Annotated in this window: 18 protein-coding genes; 9 read left to right on the forward strand and 9 right to left on the reverse strand. The window is 32.2% G+C overall.

Annotated features, from left to right (window positions below):
- Positions 1-141: 141 nt before the first annotated feature.
- From dprA to C4S75_RS01950, 3 genes are all read left to right on the forward strand, one after another.
- The gene (gene dprA / locus C4S75_RS01940) at positions 142-1,227 is read left to right on the forward strand and encodes a DNA-processing protein DprA (protein ID WP_105296645.1); all 1,086 of its coding nucleotides are present in this window, start codon (positions 142-144) and stop codon (positions 1,225-1,227) included.
- Positions 1,228-1,566: 339 nt separating this feature from the next.
- Complete coding sequence (locus tag C4S75_RS01945) at positions 1,567-2,082, forward strand: YceI family protein (protein ID WP_105296646.1); 516 nt, start codon at positions 1,567-1,569, stop codon at positions 2,080-2,082.
- 209 nt (positions 2,083-2,291) lie between these two features.
- Positions 2,292-3,290 (forward strand): homocysteine S-methyltransferase family protein, encoded by a 999-nt coding sequence (locus tag C4S75_RS01950; protein WP_105296647.1) that lies wholly within the window; start codon positions 2,292-2,294, stop codon positions 3,288-3,290.
- Positions 3,291-3,420: 130 nt separating this feature from the next.
- Here the strand turns inward: C4S75_RS01950 and C4S75_RS01955 are convergent, their stop codons facing one another.
- The gene (locus tag C4S75_RS01955; RefSeq protein ID WP_105296648.1) at positions 3,421-3,837 is read right to left on the reverse strand and encodes an Hsp20/alpha crystallin family protein; all 417 of its coding nucleotides are present in this window, start codon (positions 3,835-3,837) and stop codon (positions 3,421-3,423) included.
- A gap of 323 nt (positions 3,838-4,160) precedes the next feature.
- On the opposite strand from C4S75_RS01955, the gene C4S75_RS01960 reads away from it, so the two are divergent.
- Positions 4,161-4,814, forward strand: a complete 654-nt coding sequence (locus C4S75_RS01960) for a DedA family protein (RefSeq protein ID WP_105296649.1) — start codon at positions 4,161-4,163, stop codon at positions 4,812-4,814.
- A gap of 117 nt (positions 4,815-4,931) precedes the next feature.
- A complete protein-coding gene (locus C4S75_RS01965) occupies positions 4,932-6,329 on the forward strand; it encodes a dicarboxylate/amino acid:cation symporter (RefSeq protein WP_105296650.1) in 1,398 nt (465 codons plus the stop codon).
- Between the two features lie 347 nt (positions 6,330-6,676).
- Here C4S75_RS01965 and C4S75_RS01970 read toward each other — a convergent pair whose 3' ends face one another.
- The 8 genes from C4S75_RS01970 to C4S75_RS02005 all read right to left on the reverse strand — a co-directional run bounded on the left by C4S75_RS01970 (position 6,677) and on the right by C4S75_RS02005 (position 15,380).
- Complete coding sequence (locus tag C4S75_RS01970; RefSeq protein WP_105296651.1) at positions 6,677-8,551, reverse strand: thioesterase family protein; 1,875 nt, start codon at positions 8,549-8,551, stop codon at positions 6,677-6,679.
- Positions 8,552-8,663: 112 nt separating this feature from the next.
- Complete coding sequence (locus C4S75_RS01975) at positions 8,664-9,764, reverse strand: ABC transporter permease (protein WP_105296652.1); 1,101 nt, start codon at positions 9,762-9,764, stop codon at positions 8,664-8,666.
- Positions 9,761-10,867: an ABC transporter permease gene (locus tag C4S75_RS01980; protein WP_105296653.1), complete on the reverse strand. Its 1,107-nt coding sequence runs from the start codon at positions 10,865-10,867 to the stop codon at positions 9,761-9,763. The genes C4S75_RS01975 and C4S75_RS01980 overlap by 4 nt, the downstream gene beginning before the upstream one ends.
- Before the next feature lie 42 nt (positions 10,868-10,909).
- Positions 10,910-11,641: an ABC transporter ATP-binding protein gene (locus C4S75_RS01985; protein ID WP_105296654.1), complete on the reverse strand. Its 732-nt coding sequence runs from the start codon at positions 11,639-11,641 to the stop codon at positions 10,910-10,912.
- Positions 11,610-12,521: an ABC transporter ATP-binding protein gene (locus C4S75_RS01990; protein ID WP_105296655.1), complete on the reverse strand. Its 912-nt coding sequence runs from the start codon at positions 12,519-12,521 to the stop codon at positions 11,610-11,612. Before C4S75_RS01990 ends, C4S75_RS01985 begins: the two co-directional genes overlap by 32 nt.
- A gap of 65 nt (positions 12,522-12,586) precedes the next feature.
- Positions 12,587-13,483, reverse strand: coding sequence for an HlyD family secretion protein (locus C4S75_RS01995; protein WP_105296656.1), 897 nt, complete (start codon positions 13,481-13,483; stop codon positions 12,587-12,589).
- Between the two features lie 6 nt (positions 13,484-13,489).
- Positions 13,490-14,755, reverse strand: coding sequence for a TolC family protein (locus tag C4S75_RS02000; protein WP_105296657.1), 1,266 nt, complete (start codon positions 14,753-14,755; stop codon positions 13,490-13,492).
- 13 nt (positions 14,756-14,768) lie between these two features.
- On the reverse strand, positions 14,769-15,380 hold the full coding sequence (locus C4S75_RS02005) for a TetR/AcrR family transcriptional regulator (protein WP_105296658.1): 612 nt from the start codon (positions 15,378-15,380) through the stop codon (positions 14,769-14,771).
- A gap of 438 nt (positions 15,381-15,818) precedes the next feature.
- On the opposite strand from C4S75_RS02005, the gene pdhA reads away from it, so the two are divergent.
- The 4 genes from pdhA (at position 15,819) to cdd (ending at position 19,588) form a co-directional block, all read left to right on the forward strand.
- Positions 15,819-16,823 (forward strand): pyruvate dehydrogenase (acetyl-transferring) E1 component subunit alpha, encoded by a 1,005-nt coding sequence (gene pdhA, locus C4S75_RS02010; RefSeq protein ID WP_105296659.1) that lies wholly within the window; start codon positions 15,819-15,821, stop codon positions 16,821-16,823.
- 22 nt (positions 16,824-16,845) lie between these two features.
- Positions 16,846-18,471: a 2-oxo acid dehydrogenase subunit E2 gene (locus C4S75_RS02015; protein WP_105296660.1), complete on the forward strand. Its 1,626-nt coding sequence runs from the start codon at positions 16,846-16,848 to the stop codon at positions 18,469-18,471.
- A 106-nt stretch (positions 18,472-18,577) separates the two neighbouring features.
- Positions 18,578-19,003 (forward strand): nucleoside-diphosphate kinase, encoded by a 426-nt coding sequence (locus C4S75_RS02020; protein WP_105296661.1) that lies wholly within the window; start codon positions 18,578-18,580, stop codon positions 19,001-19,003.
- 108 nt (positions 19,004-19,111) lie between these two features.
- Positions 19,112-19,588, forward strand: coding sequence for a cytidine deaminase (cdd, locus tag C4S75_RS02025; RefSeq protein ID WP_105296662.1), 477 nt, complete (start codon positions 19,112-19,114; stop codon positions 19,586-19,588).
- Positions 19,589-19,665 lie beyond the last annotated feature (77 nt).

A 19,665-nucleotide genomic window follows, 5' to 3' on the forward strand; every position in this document is an offset into this window, starting at 1 on the left:
TTTATTATTACTAAAATCTGTTGAAAAGGTTGATTTTTTAATTTGATTTATAAAAATATAGCCGTCACATTTTCCATAAATTCTATTACATCGATATTTTTTCTTTATCTTTATCAAGACTATTGAAAAAGCTATTTACTAATGAATCAGGAAATTGTATATCTCATTGCCCTACGAATGTGTCCTCTTATTGGCGATATGACGATTAAAAAATTAATAAGCCATTTCGGAAGCGCACAAAAAGTTTGGTCTGCAACTTCTCAAGAATTGCTTTCTGTGTATCATATAGGTCATAAAACCATTCAACATTTAGGTAATCAATCGCTTTTAGATCAAGCTTATAAAGAGTTTGAATATTGCATTACTAATAATATTCAAATAGTGCATTTATGGGATGATTCCTATCCTACTTTATTAAAGGAATGTTCGGACGCTCCTGTAATGCTCTATTATAAAGGTGCTATAAATTGGAAGCTACCTGCAGTAAGCATTGTAGGAACTCGTAAGATGACCTCTTATGGCGAAAATTTTACAAAAAAATTAGTAGAATGCTTTCAAAACAAAAAAATCAATATTGTCAGTGGATTGGCTTTAGGAGTGGATGGATGCGCTCATAAGAAAGCTAATGAACTTGCCATTCCCACTCTGGGAGTACTTGCTCACGGCCTATCTACTCTTTATCCACCACAGCACAAAGGATTAGCGGAAAGAATGGTACAAAACGGAGGAATCCTTAGTGAATTTGCACCTAATACTAAACCCGAAAAAGCTAATTTTATACAGCGTAACCGTATCATTGCCGGGTTGTCTTCTGTAACGGTCATTGTAGAATCAGGATACGGAGGCGGTGCCATTTCCACAGTAAAATTTGCTAATTCGTATCATCGTGAAGTGTTTGCTTTGCCCGGAAAAGTTACGGATGCTTGCAGCCAGGGATGCAACCAGCTTATCAGAAACTTAGAAGCACAAATACTCACCCGACCTGAAGATGTGGTATCCTTATTTGGAGAAGCTCCTATAAAAAATTTACAACAAGAATTATGGATTGATCTCACAGATCAAGAATTAAAAATTATTGAATTGTTAAAACGTAAAGGAAATTTGCAAATTGATGCTCTATCTTTAGAATTAAGTTTACCTACGTTTCAACTCATGCCGATTTTGTTACAATTAGAACTTAAAAACATCATTGAAACTCTACCCGGAAAATATTTTTCTTTACTTTGATCTCCTACTTATTCCTATAATAATATCAGTAATAAATAGTGCCCATCTCGGAAAAATTGTTTTTAAAAGAAAATCAAAAGAGAAAATAATATCCAATCACTTATTATCATTGTAAATGTTTTCGGAATCTTAAATTATTGAATTATTACTACCTAAACAATTGCTTTGGAAAAACAATAAAAAATTTCTATTAATTTCTTTTAAGAAATCAATTAAAAATAATAACCATTATCCTTTATCATTTATTCATATTATGGTACAGTATATGTTTTAAAAATATCTGATCTATAAGTATCAATAGTTAAAAAGATTATTCATTACTAATAAAAAAAAGGTAACATGCAAACAAAATGGTTAACTGATCCCGCTCACTCCGAGATCTTCTTTAAAGTAAAGCACATGGTAATATCAACCGTAACCGGAGAATTTACCAAATTTCAAGGCTCCATAGAATCTGAAAGTGATGATTTTTCAAATGCAAAATTTGATTTTTCCATCGATGTTGATTCTATCAATACAAAAATTGCTGATCGAGATACTCATTTAAAATCGGAAGATTTCTTTGACGTTTCTCACTATCCTAAATTGACTTTTACAAGTAATTCGGGTGTTAAAGACAATAAAATCACGGGCATCCTTACTATCAGAGACGTAAGTAAAGAAATTACCTTAGATGCAGATTTTGGAGGAATCATCAAAGATCCATGGAATAATCAACGAGCCGGATTTGAATTTACAGGAAAATTAAATCGTAAAGATTTCGGTTTAAACTGGAGTCAAATGACTGAAGCCGGAGGTTTGGTAGTGAGCAATGAAGTTAAATTGCAAATAAATTTAGAGTTTATCGCTCAATAAATATAATAGTAAAAAACAGACTGAATTTAAATTCAGTCTGTTTTTTTTGCTCATAAACTACTCTTGATATTCTCATTTCAATCCTTTTTTATTTATTCAATTGTATTTATCTGTTTAATTACAAGTGTATACACAAAGCGTTTATAAGAATTCTAATTTTAAGAAACTTATAATGTTTTATGTACTTTTGTATGCAGGTAACTTGTAACATGAAAATAGAAGAACTCATTAAACATAAGATTCTAATCTTAGACGGAGCCATGGGAACCATGATTCAACGTTATAAATTAAATGAAGAAGATTATAGAGGCACTAGATTCAGGGAATGGAAAACAGATTTAAAGGGAAATAATGATTTGTTGTCCATTACACAACCGGATATTATTAAAAATATTCATTTGGAATATTTTGAGGCGGGAGCTGATATTATCGAAACGAATACATTTAATTCGAACCGAATTTCCATGACTGATTATGATATGCAAGATTGGGTACATGAACTTAACCTTGCTTCTGTTCAAGTGGCTAAACAGGCCCGAGAGGAATATTGGAACAAAAATGGAACAAAACCTCTTTTTATTGCCGGTTCCATGGGCCCGACCTCAAAAACCGCTTCTATTTCTCCAGATGTAAATGATCCTGCCTATCGTGAGGTAGATTTTGATTATTTAGCGGAAATTTATAAAGAACAAGCAGTATCTCTTATTCAAGCCGGAGCGGATATTCTTTTAGTTGAAACAATCTTTGATACTTTAAATGCTAAGGCTGCTTTTTTTGGTATTGAGGAAGCTTTCGATACAACCGGCAAAAAACTCCCCCTAATGGCTTCAGGCACAATTACTGATGCGGCGGGAAGAACATTATCCGGACAAACGACGGAAGCTTTTTTAGTTTCTTTATCACATTTACCTTTATTATCCATTGGGTTAAACTGTGCTTTGGGTGCTGAACAACTTTTTCAATACTTGGAAATATTGGCTAATAAAGCTCCTTTTTACCTTAGCGCCTATCCTAATGCCGGATTACCCAATCCTTTAGGCGGATATGATGAAACGCCGGTAATGATGGCTGAAAAAGTTCAATTATATTTGGAAAATCAACTGGTGAATATTTTGGGTGGATGTTGTGGAACAACTCCTGAACATATTAAGCTTTTTAGTGAATTGGCTTCAAAATATACTCCTCGAACAATACCTCTTACCAAATAATGGGTTTTATGAATGTTGTTTTTATAGATTTATTTCCGCGCTATTACACATAAAAAAGGAGCTAAAGCATTAAAACTTTAACCCCTTTAACTAACTATAAATATTGATAGGTAAATATATAAGTAAAATTTTATTTTACTTCAATTTGTTTCGGTGCAATTTCTGTTTGTTCTTTCTTAGGTAAAACTAATTTTAAAACTCCATCATGATAGGTAGCATGTATTTTGGCTGCATCTATATTACTATCATCTAAAGTAAAACTACGTTTAAAGCTGGACTGATAATATTCAGTTCTGTGAGATTTTTTATTATGCGTTTCAGCTTTTTTATCATAGCTAATCGTTAGTAATCCTTTTTCTAAATTAACTTTAAAATCTTCTTTTTTCAATCCCGGAGCGTATAAATCCACTTCAAAATTAGCTTTATCTTCAGAAATATTTACAGGTGGAAATTTTACTTCTGCTTTATTCCATGCAGGAGCATTTGAGAAAAATTCATCTAATAAATTTCCGAAACTTTTGTTGTTGCTTTTAATTAAATCTGCCATAACTTTTATTTATTTTTTTAAGATTTTTATGTTTTATGATTTTCAAATTACAGACCAAATACTTAAAAAGAATTGTAATTTATTAAAACTAAACCTTTTAGATAAAAAGCAAATTTTAAAATCATGTCATTTTGTCTTATTTTTGATTTAAATATTCTTTTTTAACGACATTTTGTCATTATATAAAAAGAATTATGGTAGAGTGTTTTATTTTTATTTCATTTAACTTGCCTGTTCGTTTTTACTATATTTGCAATCTTAATTAAAAATTTTACTATTTTTTATTACTATTTATTAAAATAACAAGTATCAATATATTATTCATGGAAACTTTACACTATTTAGTTGATTTTATTCTTCATATAAATGTTCACTTAGATGAATTAATGCGCAACTACGGAAATTGGGTTTATGCTATTCTTTTTTTAATCATTTTTTGTGAAACCGGATTAGTAATTACCCCTTTCTTACCCGGTGATTCTTTATTATTTTCCGCGGGAGCTCTTGCTGCTTCCAGTGATGAATTTAGCATCTATTTATTAGCCCTATTATTTGTGGTTGGAGCTATTATTGGTGATACGGTCAATTTTGAGATAGGAAAATATTTTGGACATAAACTATTCAGTAATCCCAATTCTAAAATATTTAAGCAAAGCTATCTTCAAAAGACTCATGAATTTTATGAAAAACACGGAGGCAAAACCATTATACTTGCCCGTTTTGTTCCTATTGTTAGAACCTTTGCTCCTTTTGTTGCCGGAATGGGACGTATGAGTTATAAATACTTTATTTCCTATAATATTATAGGAGGCGTTGTATGGGTGTTTATTTTCTTATTCTTGGGATATTTTGTAGGTAACATTGGATGGGTTAAAAATAATTTACCTCTATTAATGATTTTAATTATTGTAGTATCTATTTTGCCTGCCATTTTAGAAATTTTACGTAATAAATTTATTGTTAAAAAGGATAAATAAAATGCTAATATTCATGTAAGAGTTTTTATAAAAAATTTTATTTTAATATATTTGTTAAATTATTATCTATAAATGGGTAATAATTTCGTAAAATTTTATAAAAAATCATAAACTTACATGAATATATCTCGTTTTTTTAATATTCTCCCTTTTATTTTTATTACTATTACAGGCGCACTGTACCTGATCAACTACTTTTTTGGAGTTATTCCGGAATCTCTTTTTTTCGCTTGTCGTTGGTTATTTATGATTTCAATAATCATCTTTGCATTTAAAAAGAAAAATTTAACCATATGGATTTTTGTAGCGTTACTAGTTGGTGCTTGTTTAGGGTATGATTTTCCGGGAGTTAGCGGAAAACTCGATATATTAAGTAAAGTATTTCTTAAGCTGATAAAAACGATTATTGCGCCTTTGATATTTGCAACCCTAGTTCATGGTATAGCCAGTCATTCAGATATTAAACAAGTAGGTAGAATGGGTTGGAAATCTCTGGTTTATTTTGAGATCGTTACTACCTTTGCGCTTTTTATCGGATTAGCAGCCATTAACCTCACTCAAGCAGGAGTAGGAACAAAAAAAATAAATATAGCCCATGAACAATTACCACAAGTCGCATCCCAATCTTGGGAGGATATTGTACTGCATATTTTCCCTGAAAATATAGCAAAGTCTGTCGCTGAAGGGCAAGTATTACAAATCGTCATATTTAGTATTTTATTTGGAGTAGCCCTTATAATGGTAACCAAAGAAAAGCGAATGTATTTAGTAAATTTTACAGATAGTCTTGCCGATACGATGTTTAAATTTACTAATATCATCATGTATTTTGCCCCTTTCGGTGTCTTGGGCGCTATGGCTTATACTATTGCACATATGGGACTGGATGCCTTAATTCCACTTATTAAGTTGTTATTAACTCTATATGGTGCTCTCATCGTATTTGTTCTCATCGTATTTCTTCCGATAGCTTTACTTATAAAAATGCCAATAAAACGATTTATCAAAGAAATTAAAGATGTGGCATTTTTAGCTTTTTCAACGGCTAGTTCAGAAGCTGCTCTACCTAAAGCCATGATTGCGATGGAAAGACTCGGCGTTCCTCGAAAAGTGATTGCTTTTGTAATGCCGACCGGGTATAGCTTTAATTTAGATGGAACTACTTTATATTTATCCTTAGCCATTATATTTGTAGCACAAGCAACGGGGGTTCATGTATCTTTTACTACCCAATTAATTATGATACTTACCTTAATCGTAACCAGCAAAGGTGTAGCCGGGGTGCCTCGTGCTTCTTTAGTTATCTTAATGGGTACGGCAAGTACTTTTAATCTGCAAGAATGGCCCATCCTAATGATATTAGGAATTGATACGTTAATGGATATGGCTCGTGCTACGGTAAATGTTATTGGAAATTGTTTAGCTACTGCTGTAATTGCCCGATGGGAAGGAGAGTTTGATCCTGAAGGAGCAGAAAAAAAGTTGTTGGAAGAAGAAAATGTTCAGAAAGCCTAAGTAATAAGTAATCTATAACCTATTATTTTTCATTTAAATTTATCAAAAACTTTAAATACATAAATTTAGTATTTTGATAATTAGCCGACTAATGTCTCATTACTGTGATATATTAAACATTAATATCCATCTTCATTTCACTGAATGTAGGATAAATTTTTTGTAAATACCGAAAAAGATATTTCGGCAGAACGTTGAGTGAATTTTTTTGAATATAGACTAATCAATTTTTATTACAGTTTTTTTAAGTCCAAACTGTTTTAAGTAATTATTTTATATTCTTTTAAAGCTTGAACTAAAATAAGTCACAACCTTATAATAGTTAAGAAATTCTTGGAAGTATTAAATTACATATAAGGCATAAAAGCTTTTATGACTTCGGGAGGAATATCCAATAATCGGTAATCTTTAGGAGAAACAAATATTAATTGTTGTTTTCCTTTTCCCAATAAATTTCCTGCGGAATCGAAAACTTGATGTTCCAAAGTGGCAATCTTTCGATTATATTCCGAAGCTCGTATTTTTACGCTTATCCTCTCGAATTCTCGAGTTTCAGTAATGTATTTGTGTTCAAAAGATCGTGTTAATATTAAATAGGTAGTACCTTTTAAATTAAAATCGGGTAATACATAATTAAAAAATAATTCGCGCGTCTTTCCAACCCAAAGAGCATAAACTCCAAAATAAACATTTCCTACAGAGTTGGTATCTGCATAAGTCGCCATAAAGGAATGCACAAACCATTTACCTTCAAAATGACTTCCCGTGCTAACTTCCAATGTTTTACCGTTAATAGCTGTATGAGTTGCTTTAGATAAATTTTTTAATACAGGAATTTCGGACGCAGCATCTATCACTTCTTCAACTTTCTCTTTCACAACTCGTAGCAAATCAGTATTTAAAACCAACCAAAACACATAGAGTATTGGAAGTATTGAGCCTATGATCATCAATACGGCCATTTGCATAAAATAACCTCCTGCAAATACCACTAATGAAAGTGCCCCTATTGAAAAAAGTTTCACTTGAGGCAAAGAATGCTGAGAATTAGGTACAAAACAACGCGCAATACCTAATGAGGCATAAGCCACAAAAAAAGTGGCATAAAATACCATAAAATATTCCAATTCAAAATTTGCCAATACGGAGAATATCGTAATTAAACCCGCCAAAATATAGGTAGGGATTGGAGAATCTGCAATTCCTTTAGGTATTATGGATAATACAGGACTATTACTGGATTTGGAAACTTCTTTCACAAACCACCGAGTCGAAACATATCCGCTATCTAAAGTTGTTAATACTGCGAATACTAAAAATAAATAATAGGACAACGGAACCCATTCGGGAAGTGTAGATCGAAAGTGGATCATATAATTCACAATTTGCTCATGACCGTATTTTATACCTCCCAATCCAACCGATGCCATATTCGGATTAAACCAATTACTGTTGAATACAAAACTTGCCAGTAATCCATGAAAAATAAGCAGGAAAAAAAATATAACGGATCCGAAAAAATATCCGGTACATATATTGGTTTCTTCTTTTTTCATTTGTATAGCGCGCTGCCATTGTTGTAAATCCAGCCAAGGCCCCACAAAAAAACCTACGAAAATGGCAACCATATAGCCTATGAAAATAGGTTTTTGAGTTTCACTTTTCACCCATGCCTCATAATTGTATATTTCTTTAGGTTGTAAATAAGATAATAAGGAAACTATTATAATTAATAAAACTGCTCCTATTAGTAGATGCCAGTATTTAATAGATTTAATCGAAAATTCTTCACCCAGTAAACAGGAAGCTGAAATAATCAATGATACTACAAGTAATAAAGAAAAAATTTGTAATATACTTCCCCCATCATCCCAGCCCGGCCAATAAGAAGTAAGCAAAGGAATAAACAAATATTTTACAGTAGCGAAAACGGTTAACGTAATTGCCAATAACTGATATAAATATAAACTGAGGCGAAACGGCTTATACCATTTTTTATAAAAACGTTCTAATGATTCTTGTCCTTTATCCCGATTGGCAATCTTTTGAGTACCGTAACCAAATAAAAATAATCCGATTGAATTTAATAAAGCAAAACCCAATAGACCTGTTAAACCGAATAAATAAGTTATTTGCACAGAAAAAAACAGTCCTAATCCCCACAACCAGGAAAGAGCAACCGAATTTCCCCAAAAAAAAGAATTTATGATTTTAGATTTCATTACTTTTAGTTTAAAGTATATGTTGTTTCATTAATTTGTTAATGTCAAAAATAATGCTTAAGAAACTTATAAAGAACATGTTCTATGCCTTTAAATAACTTTTATCAGACTCTCAATTTGTCTTTTTGTAGCTTACAATTGCACCTACATTCAACACTACAGCAAAGATAATAATTATATATAATTGATGAGAGATATCAGCCAAGGTACTTCCTTTCATATAAACCAGCCTCATCACTTCAATAAAATAACGTACCGGATTAAACATGGTAACGATTTGAGCCCATCTGGGCATACTGCTTATCGGAGTATAAAGTCCGCCCAATAAGAAAAAGATAATTATTATAAAAAACAACACAAACATGGCCTGTTGCTGTGTAGATGAAAAATTTGAAATTATTAACCCAAATCCGGTAAATGCAATAAGGTAGAAAAAACAAAATACATAAATTATTAGAGCATGACCGGCCGGAACTAACCCGTATACCAACCATGCTATTAGCATACCAACAGTAAGAATAAACATTCCCATAACCCAAAAAGGAATCAATTTTCCTATAATAAAAATATATTTTGGAATAGGAGTAACATTGATTTGCTCAATGGTTCCTGCTTCTTTTTCTTTAACAATATTCAAGGAAGAAAGCGCCCCGCCTATAATACTGAGTAGCATAACCAAAATACCGGGCACCATAAAATTACGATAATTCATTTCTGTATTATACATATAATAGGGCTTAACAATAATTTGTCCCGAACTTTGAGTCTGACTAACCAATTCACGATTGTAAGCTGCTAAGATTTGTCCTAAATACGAAGATCCCAATCCTGCTTTTTGTCCATTTATGGCATTTACCGAAAGCATAACATCGGTTGATTTTTCTCTTATAAAGGTATTTTCAAAATTATGCGGAATTTCTAAAATCAAGTCTGCCTCATTTTTTTCGACGACCTTTAATGCGTCTGAATAAGACGTTGAATAATTGGCCAATTTAAAATATCCGGATGAAATTACTTTTTGTATCAATTCTCTGGAAGCCGAACTATGATCGTTATCTATTATGCTTAATAAGATATTTTTCTGTTCAAAAGTGGCTGCCCATGGCAATACTAATAATTGAAAAACAGGCATAAAAAATACCAATCTCAAAATAGTTTTATTCCTGAATATCTGAAGAAATTCTTTTTCTAATAAAAATTTTAATGTTCTCATAACCTGTTTTTAAACATTTTGATACTTACCACTAATAAGAAAAGAGTCATACCAATAAGTATCAGACATTCTTGCCAGATAGCAAAAAAACCAAGCCCTTTAATCATTACATCTTTAACGGCAGTAATAAACCAGGTAGCGGGTAAAATGGTTGATATTATTCTAAGCGGTAAGGGCATATTTTCTACGGGAAATATTAATCCAGAAAGCAACAAAGTGGGAAGCAATAATCCCATGCCCGAGATTAACATGGCAGCTTGTTGGGTTTCCGTTATGGATGAAATTAAAATCCCTAACGATAAGGTAGATAGAATGAAAATTGTACATAGAAAAAGAAGTAAAAGTAAATTTCCTTCAATAGGCACTTCCAATATGGTAACAGATATAATTAATATAGAAAAAACGTCAATAATGGAGATCAGGAAATAAGGTACCACTTTAGCTAATACAATGCTTATAGGTTTTAGCGGAGAAACTAATAATATTTCCATAGTTCCTTGTTCTTTTTCTTTTACAATGGAAATAGATGTCATCATTGAACAAATTAACATAAGAACCAATCCCATAATTCCCGGTACAAAATTATACGCACTTTTTAATTGTGGATTATATAGCATTTTAACCTGACTTTTAATTACATAAGATCCTGAACCCGCTTTATTCATTTGTTGTTTTTGATATTCCGCTATAATTTGTTGCAAGTAGCTAACTATGGTAGATGCTTCATTAGGATCTGATGCATCTACAATAAGTTGAACTTCACTAGTTCCTTGATGATACAAGTCTTTATCAAATCCTTGAGGAATAACCACCGCCAATTTAGCTTTACCTAGTCGAAAACGTTGTTCAACCTGTTCTAATTTATCCAGATAGCCTGTAAGGTCAAAATATTTACTGGCATTTATTTGTTCTATAAGTTGTGTGGATTGGATGGTTTTAGAATTATCTAATACAATGAAAGAGGTATTTTTAATTTCTGTCGTAATAGCAAATCCAAATATCATAAGAAGCGCTATAGGCATAATTAAAAGCATAAGCATAGTTCTAAAATCACGGGTGATGTGAAAGATTTCTTTCTTTATGAAACTAAAAAATTGATTCATGCCCTATTCTTATTTTTTCTTTATTTACTTATTACTTAAAATCTATTCTCTTTTTGCTCCTCTTGCCAATATTTGAAAAACTTCATCCATTGTTTCCGCATGATATTTATGACGAAGTCCCGCAGGCGTATCCAATGCTTCAATTTTACCATCGACCATAATTGAAACCCGATTACAATATTCTGCTTCATCCATATAATGAGTTGTAACAAAAATGGTTATTCCGTTATTAGAAGCTTGATAAATCATTTCCCAAAAAGTACGTCTTGCTATGGGGTCTACTCCTCCGGTGGGTTCATCTAAAAAAACAATTTCAGGAGAATGAAAGGTCGACACTGCAAAAGAAACTTTTTGCTTAATTCCCAAGGGTAAGGATTTAACCAAAACATCCCTTTCTGTTTCTAAGGAAAGTTCCTCTAAACATTGTTCCGTTTTTACTTTAATATCCTTAGTGCTCATTCCATAAATACCACCAAATAATCGCATATTTTCTTTAATGGTTAAATCTTCATATAACGAAAATTTTTGGCTCATATATCCGATATTTTTTTTAATCTTATCCGACTCTTTGTAAATATCGTATCCTGCAACAGTTCCTTCCCCTGAGGTGGGAGATAACAACCCACAAAGCATTCGTATCGCTGTAGTTTTTCCTGCACCGTTTGCCCCCAAAAAACCAAAAATTTCACCTTTGGATACTTCAAAGCTTATATGATTGACTGCTATAAAATCGCCAAATTTTTTAGTTAACTCTTTCGTTACTATGGTTTTCATTTTTATTCATTAAATAAATAAAACAATCTTCGATTCCCGGTTCAATTTCTTTTACTTCAGCTCCCTCTATCGTAACCTTTTCATTTTTAAATGTCACGTGTAAATATTCTCCGAATATATAACTACTGTTTATTTCTTTTTGTTTGCGTAATTGCTGAAGAAGTTTATAGTTATTATCAGATCGCACCGAATATAATTTATACGGATATTCTTGCGTTATCTGCTTAGGAGTATTGACAGAAAGTATTTTTCCTTCTTGAATTAGCGCAATCTTATCACATAAACTTGCTTCATCCATATAAGGCGTAGAAACCATTATAGTAATTCCCTGTTGTTTAAGTCGGGTTAACATATCCCAAAATTCTTTTCTTGATACGGGATCCACTCCAGTGGTCGGCTCATCTAAAAATAAAACAGAAGGCTTATGTATTAAGGCACAACACAGAGCAAGTTTTTGTTTCATTCCTCCCGAAAGTTTACCTGCTCTTCTTTTTTTGAAGGGTTCGATTTGAACGTATATATCTTTAATTAAATCATAATTTTTTTCTACCGTTGTATTGAATACCCGAGCAAAAAAAATAAGATTTTCTTCAATACTTAAATCTTGATATAGCGAAAATTTACCGGGCATATACCCGACTCTTTCCCGTATTTGTAAAAAGTTTTTCTTTACATCAAACCCATCTACAAATGCCTCTCCTTTATCCGCCACCAACAAGGTGGTTAATATTCTAAACAGAGTGGTCTTTCCTGCTCCATCGGGTCCTATTAAACCGAATAATTCTCCTTTATTAATTTCAATAGATATATCTTGTAAAGCTTCAACCGGAACTTTCCCTGTATAGGTTTTTGAAATATTTTGTATGGAAATAACACTCATTATCTTTTTTTAATCTTCACTATAATTTAGTCTTGTTTACTTTTAGAAAATGAATTTAGAACTTATCAAAAATCCACATCACCATACATACCTATTTTAATAAGTCCGTCAATATTTGTTGCTGCAATTTTAACCGCATACACTAAATTTTGACGCTCATCCTGGGTCTGAATGGTTTTTGGAGTGAATTCGGCTTTATCGGATATCCATGTAATAGTGCCCGGATAGGATTTTTGTTTATCTTCAGAAATATTTATAAATACTTTAACTTTCTGTCCTATTTTAATTTTTTCTAATTGTTCTGAAACTATATATGCTCGTAAAAATAAATTTTTGGTATCTGCAATTTTATAAAGTGCTTTACCTTGGGTAACAATTTCTTTTTCTTCTACAAATTTGTTTAAAACAGTACCCTGAATTGGATTAACAATTTTACATTTTTTTAATTGATCTTCTATTTGAGATACTTGAACTGTATTGGTGTTACTTTCTTCATTGAGACTGTTAACCGATGTTGAAAGTGAATTTACTTGCGCATTTAAAGATTTTTTGAGAACTTCAATTTGTGAATTTGCATCATCCAATTGTTTTTGAGTAGCTGCGTTATCTGCCAATAATCTTTGTATTCTTCTTTTTTCAAATTCAGCTTTCGCAATCTGTTCTTTTATGGAAGAAACTTGGACGGATATGTCCGGTCTTTTTACCTGTATGGCTTTATTGGTAGCTATTAATTGTCTTTTCTTTAAATACAGCTGAATGCTGTCAACATATCCAACGTATTGCCCTTTGGTTAATTGATCTCCTTCCATTAATTGAAAAGATTCCAATTTACCATTAGCTTCCGATGAAACAATTACTTCGGTTGCTTCAAACGTTCCCGACGCATCATGCTCAAACTTATTTCGATTACAAGATAACAGGAACATAAAAGTTCCCAGGGTAAATATTATTAACTGTCTCATAGTTCTCTAATTTCCTTGTGTATATTTATAATTATAGATACTTTGTAAATATTGCATTTCATGTATAGACTGTGTTACTCGTGCCTGATTTTCTGCATTAATATCTCCGATTAAATCATTCATATTGTAAATTCCATTTTTATACTTACTCTCTCCGGCCTTTTTAACACTATTCCTCAACCGAATAATTTCATCATCTTTTACCATCAATTGTTGATATTTATTTATTTCATTCTGAATTTGGGTAAGCTGAACATGGGTGTTAAATAAAAAAGTTTCTCTTTGAGATTGAAGTGAATTCCTGTCATTTTTTAACAATCGATATTCGTTTTTCTTTGTGTATAAGTTTCCAAAATTCCAACTTAAACGCACCCCGCCAATAGCATACGTTTTAAAATTTGAGTTCAACATATTTAAACCGGGTTTTCCATATCCTCCTTGAGCAAAAAGTGAAAATTTAGGCATATTTTTAGCTTTTATCGTACTCTCTTGGGCTTCATATACTAAATTTTGCTTATCATACATCCTTAATTCCGGACGAGAAATCTCTTGTTCAAAATTGATACTATTGTCCGGTAATTTCAATTCAACTCCTTGACTTATTTCTTCATGTATAAATAAAGAAAGCATTTTTATATAAGCCATTCGTAAAGTGGTAAGCTCAATTCTTTTTTGATCGGTATTTAATAATTCCACTTTAACCAAATCTAAATCAGATACCATGGCAACACCATTTTTTAGCATGGCACTAACCAGGTTATAATTGGTTTGTAAATCGGAGGTTAAAACATCTAATTGATTCAGTTGCTTGTCAATCGTTAGAATTCCAAAATACAATTGATTAATTTTTTCCCGTACGGTATATAAGTTTACTTCAAGCTTTTGCTTTTCAAAATCTGAATTCGCTTGGGTAATTTTTTTTTGAGATCGTGTTGCTCCTCCATCCCATAGCAATTGTGTAACATCAAGAGTAATTTTGTATTGATCTTTGTCCATTTCGGGAATATTGTAACCAGGAATCTTTATGGGTATTTTAGTTACTTGAGTTTGATAAGAAGCCTGTCCACCAAGAGAAATTTGCGGTAAGTAATTTTTTGCCAAATTATCCAAAGTGTAATCTTCGGCTAGAGAAATTAAATCGTATTGTTTAATTAACGGATAATTTTCTCTTGCTTTTTCCTGACATTCTTCCAGACTTATTACCGATAATTGAGAAAACAACAGACAAGGAAGTAAACATAATTGTAAAAATATATACGTTTTAGTTTTCATAATCTCATTATTATTATACTAGCTTTAACATTGACTTTAACCAAATCGGAACTAAAGTTTTTCGTTGTTCGATGAAATCAGCAAAACTTTTTTCATCCATTATATTTACATATTTTATAATGGGCTGTCCTATTATCGGAACAATTGACATAGAGACAAGGTTTATAAAAAAATGTATGGCTGTAAAATTCAATTTTTCTTTACTTATTTGCTCATTGATCTGTTTAAACATATAACTATCTTTGAGGAAACCTTCCGTAATTTTAACTCTATTAAAAAGATGATGGGGATTAGCCTGTAATTCACTCAATAAAAAAAGAGGGAGATTTGAATTTTTGGATATTCCTTCTATATATCTTAAGACTCCTGCATCTATTTTATCAGATAAAGTTGTCTGTTTATTATTAATTATATGATCTAGATATGAAAACATTTCTTCAATGCTCTCCTGCATCACTATTTCAAATAAATTTTCTTTACTTCTATAATAATAATTCAGTAGAGCCAAATTAATACCCGCCTCTTTTGCTATATCTCGGGTACGAGTTAATCCAAAACCTTTTTTTTGAAAAACACGCTTTGCAGCTTCTTTAATTTTTTGCTCTGTTGAAACATCTCTGACCATATCCTGATTTTCATTTCCAATTTTATAACTTATTCATTGCAATCGTATTGCATTTTTTATACCACTAAATATATTTTAATGCAAATATATTTAAATTTTTGATTTAATCAAATGATTAAATAAGTTTCTAACAAAAAGAGTTTTTACTTAGATATATCCACCATAAATACCCTTAAGTTGATTAGATATATATCGAAATGAAAATTAATGCACTGAAAAATTAAAGAATAAAGATTCCTGGTAAATAAAAATAAAATAAACTATTATACGTGTAAATTATTATATTCAATTATCAAATCAACATTAAATAAAAATAAATAACCATTATTATAAATAATTTGATATAAATAATCAAGATATAAGTAGTTAAACTTATAAAATCTAAATTTTGTTAGTTCATAGTATTTAATGTAAATTTGCGTGTCAAATTGTACAAGGATGAAAGAATTTAGTAAAGAAGTATACCTCAAGTGGTTTGAGGATATGACTATGTGGAGAAGATTTGAGGACAAAGCTCGTTCTCTATATTTAAAAGATAAAATCAGAGGTTTTTTGCATTTATATAATGGTCAAGAGGCAATTGCAGCAGGTTTTACTCATGCAATGGATATAACCAAAGACAAGATTATAACCTCTTATCGTTGTCATGCTCATGCGTTAGCCATGGGGCTGGATCCTAAAGTAGCCATGTCTGAATTATGCGGTAAAGCCACCGGTTCATCTCAAGGATTGGGGGGATCTATGCACCTTTTCAGCCGTGAACACAATGTTTACGGTGGACATGGTATTGTAGGTGGTCATATCCCGTTAGGTGCCGGAATAGCCTTCGCAGATAAATATTTTGAACGCGACGCGGTTACTATTTGCTACATGGGTGACGGTGCAGTAAGACAAGGTACTCTACATGAAACTTTCAATATGGCTATGAACTGGAAATTACCGGTAGTATTTGTTTGTGAAAACAATCAATATGCTATGGGTACATCAGTTGAAAGAACTACTAATAATTTGGATATTTACCAATTAGGACTAGGGTATGAAATGCCATGCGCTCCGGTGGATGCAATGAATCCTGAGACAGTTGCAGAAGCAGCTTACGAAGCTATTGAAAGAGCAAGAAGAGGTGATGGCCCTACATTCCTTGAGGCTAGAACGTATCGTTTCCGAGGACATTCCATGTCTGATGCTGAGCCTTACAGAACGAAAGAAGAAGTGGAAGAGCATAAAAAAGAAGACCCGATTCTATTCGTAAAACATAAAATTTTGTCTAATAATTGGGCAAGCATCGAAGAATTAGATGAAATAGATAAAAGATTAAAGGATGAAATGAATGAAGTTGGTAAGTTTGCAGAAGATGCTCCTTACGCTGATGATGACGTATTATATAAATATATATACTCTGAGCCGAATTATCCTTTTTTAGATAAATTAGAAAACCAATAAAAACACGAATCAAAACCAAATTATGGCTGAAGTTATAAAAATGCCTCGTCTGAGTGATACCATGACTGAGGGAAAAGTATCTAAATGGAACCTAAAAGTAGGAGATCCTGTAAAAGAAGGCGATATCTTAGCAGAAATTGAAACAGATAAAGCTGTTCAGGATTTTGATTATGATGGTGATGATGGTATCCTTTTATACCAAGGAGTTAAAGAAGGTGATGCTGCACCGGTGGATTCTCTGTTAGCTATTATCGGAAAAGCAGGGGAAGACATCAGCGCATTAATTGGAGGTGCTAATAGCAATTCCACATCTTCCGAACCAACAACTAATAACGACTCTAGCAATACGAATACAACTTCTACCCCTTCTGCTTCTGTAGAAATCCCTAAAGATGTAGAAATTATCAAAGTTCCTAGACTTAGTGATACCATGACTGAAGGTAAAGTTTCTAAATGGAATGTTAAGGTAGGTGATACTATTAAAGAAGGTGATGTTATTGCTGAAATAGAAACAGATAAAGCGGTTCAAGATTTTGAATACGATGGTAACGGCGGAGTTTTATTATACCAAGGAGTAAAAGAAGGAGATTCTGCTCCGATTGAATCTTTATTGGCTATCGTAGGACCTGCAGGTACGGATGTTAGCGGAATTATTGCCGGAGGCTCTTCTGCTTCTACAGCAACTTCTAAACCTGCTGCTTCTGAGCCGGCAGCTGTCGCATCCAATGACTCTAAACCTTCTTCAGAAGCTAATACAGTTTCATCCGGCAACGGTAAAATATTCGCTTCTCCTTTAGCAAAGAAAATTGCTAAAGAAAAAGGAATTAGCCTAGATCAAATTAAAGGAAGTGGAGACAATGGAAGAATTATTAGAAAAGATGTTGAAAATTTTGTTCCATCAGCTTCCACAACTACAGCTTCTGCCTCTTCAGCTAAATCTGCGCCGGTTGCTCCGCAAATAACTCCGGGTGTAGACACTGAAACACCAAATTCTTCCATGAGAAATGCTATTGCTAAAAGTCTTAGCCACAGTTTATTTACTGCTCCTCATTACAATTTGGTATTTGAAATCAATATGGATAATGCTATGGAAGCTAGAAAAGCTATCAATAGCCTTCCTGATACCAAAGTATCTTTTAATGATATTGTAATTAAAGCCGTTGCAATTGCTTTAAGAAAACATCCGCAAATTAACAGTACTTGGTCCGATACTAAAATTATCCACCGTGGAAACATAAATGTAGGAGTTGCCGTAGCAGTTGAAGATGGATTAGTAGTTCCGGTAATTAAAAACACCGATTACTTATCTTTAACTCAAATTTCATCAGCAGTAAAAGACTTAGCCGGAAGAGCTAGAGATAAAAAATTAAAAGCTAATGAAATGGACGGATCTACTTTTACTATTTCTAACTTAGGAATGTTTGGAGTGGAATCTTTCAATTCTATTATTAATCAACCGAATTCGTGTATTTTATCCGTGGGAGCTATCATACAAAAACCGGTAGTTAAAAACGGACAAATTGTGGTTGGTAACACAATGCAAATATCATTGGCATGTGATCACCGTGTAGTAGATGGTGCTACCGGAGCTCAGTTTTTACAAACTCTTAAAATGTATCTTGAAAATCCGGTATCATTATTGGCTTAAAAGATTAAAATATTTAATTAAAAAACACTCAATTCTTTACAGAATTGAGTGTTTTTTTTTAACTTTATTTTATTATTACTTAGCTTAACTTTTAATATATATACCGATGTCTAATTTTACTCTTACTATGATAAAACCCGATGCTGTTTCCAAAGGACTAACGGGAACAATTTTAAAAGATATTACTGAAGCCGGTTTTAGTATCATTGCTTTAAAACTAACCTCCCTCACCTTAACAGATGCCCAAAGATTCTATTCTGTGCATCAAGACAAACCTTTTTTTGATGACTTAGTATATTTTATGACCTCCGGACCTATAATTGCAGCTGTTTTAAAAAAGGAAAATGCTGTGGAAAATTTTAGAAAGTTAATCGGTGCTACCAATCCCGATCAGGCAGAAGAAGGTACTCTCCGCAAAAAATATGCTGAAAGCACACAACGAAATGCTATTCATGGATCAGACAGCAACGAAAATGCAGCGATTGAAGCTCATTTTCATTTTGCAGAAAGAGAAATCTTTTCTTTCTTATAAAAATTGTTTTATAGGTTTTTTGTTTTAGCAAATACTTTATACAGGGTAATTATTTTACCCATTTTTATAATTAATTAGTAACTTAGGTGCACATAATAAGTATTAAACATGATTAAAGTCTTAGATCTAAAATATGAAGAGTATTCCCGGTGGGAAGACCTTTCCGACCAAGACTTAGTAGTAATTAATAAGGCTAAAGAAGCTCGTAATTCTGCTTATGCCAATTATTCTAATTTTAAAGTTGGAGCCGCCTTATTATTAGATAATGGTAAAATCTTAACAGGTAATAATCAAGAGAATGCCGCTTATCCCAGTGGTTTATGTGCTGAAAGGACCGCTATTTTTTATACTATAGCAAATTATCCGTCTGCTAAAATAATAAAAATGGCTGTAGTTGCCGGAAAGGATGATAACAGTTCCATTCCTGTCTCTCCTTGTGGAGCCTGTAGACAAGTACTTATTGAATACGAATTCAGACAGAAAATGCCTATTGAATTTCTTTTTACCGGTATGAAAGGTAAAGTAATTAAATTTAATCAATGTGCTGATTTACTACCCTTTTCTTTTAATGAAAGTGCTTTATAATTATAATGAATAAACTATAAATGATAATAATAACAACTAAAAATATTTTTCATCTCCAAATAAAATGGCCTGTTTTG

It is taken from the genome of Apibacter sp. wkB309 (assembly GCF_002964915.1).
In the GTDB taxonomy this organism is placed as follows: domain Bacteria; phylum Bacteroidota; class Bacteroidia; order Flavobacteriales; family Weeksellaceae; genus Apibacter.